At 26.8% G+C, this 1306-nt stretch carries 1 protein-coding gene; it reads right to left on the bottom strand.

Going from position 1 to position 1306, the window contains the following annotated elements; translation table 11 throughout:
• Positions 1-117: 117 nt before the first annotated feature.
• Positions 118-1194 carry a M24 family metallopeptidase gene (locus tag G3997_RS05580; protein ID WP_296644170.1) on the bottom strand — a complete coding sequence of 359 codons (1077 nt, stop codon included), beginning with the start codon at positions 1192-1194 and terminating at the stop codon, positions 118-120.
• Between the last annotated feature and the right edge of the window lie 112 nt (positions 1195-1306).

The following is a 1306-nucleotide window of genomic DNA, read 5'->3' on the forward strand; positions in this document are numbered from 1 at the left end:
TTTTATTTTCTTATAATTTATATAAATTATATACTTTATTTAACACAAGCATATTTAATTAATTAAATAAAACCTTAAGTAAATTTTTAATTAATTTACTCAAGGTTTATAGTTTATTTATCCTATTATATTTAATTCTTTAGTATGTTTATTAAGTATTTCATGACCATCTTCTGTAACTAAAACTAAATCTTCTATTCTTACCCCAAACTCTCCTGGTAAATATATGCCTGGTTCTACTGAAAATATCATTCCTGGTTTTAAAGTATCTGTATTTATAGATGATACATCTCCCATATCATGAGTTTCAATTCCTATAGAATGCCCTGTTCTATGAGTGAAGTATTTTCCATATCCTTTTTCAGTTATATACTGTCTAGCTGCATTATCTATATCGCAGAATCTAGTCCCAGGTTTTACCATAGCTATTGCTCTCTTATTAGCTTCAAGTACTATATTAAATATTTCTTGCGCTTTTTTAGGTGCTTTCTTATAAAATACCGTTCTTGTCATATCTGAACAATAGTTATCTTTTACACAACCTATATCAAGTATTACACAATCTCCTTCTTTTGGTTTAGCTTTGCCACAATGAGCATGAGGATCTGCTCCATTTTCTCCGTAAGCTATTATTGGAGGAAATGAGAAACCATCTGCACCTAATTCTTCATATATACTCGCTAAGCTTTGAGCCATTTCTTTTTCACTTAGTTCTTTAGTTAATAAATTTTGAAGCTTGTCCATTGCTAAATCATTTATATGTGATGCATTTCTCATAAGATTCTTTTCTTCTTCATCTTTACACATTCTTAATGTATCTACTATAAATGATGAATTAACATATTTACTATCAGGATTTAAATCCATAAGGTGTAATAAAAATCTAGCTGGCCAATTTTTATCTACTCCTACAGTTTTTCCTTTTTCTATGTACTCAGATATTATTTTAACTGCATCTTTAGTATCATCAAACCATACTTTTTCAACACCTAAATCTTCGTGTACTGGGAATAATTCATTTATAAATAACTTATGATTCCCATTAGTATTAAGATATAGTGCTAATAATCTTTCCCCTGGTGATATCATTTTTCCTGTTAGATAAAATATAGCATTAGGATCAGATACTAACATTTGATGTATATCATTTTCTCGCATTTTTGTCAAAACTTTATTTAATCTATTTATCTTCACAAAACCACCCTTTATTAATTAATTTAATATTATTATATCATAAATATACAATTTTTATTTTTAATATAAAATCTATTATTTATTTTTCTCTAACAGTGTATCAATTTATAAT

Source organism: Romboutsia sp. 13368, from assembly GCF_018336475.1.
Taxonomy (GTDB): Bacteria; Bacillota; Clostridia; order Peptostreptococcales; family Peptostreptococcaceae; genus Romboutsia.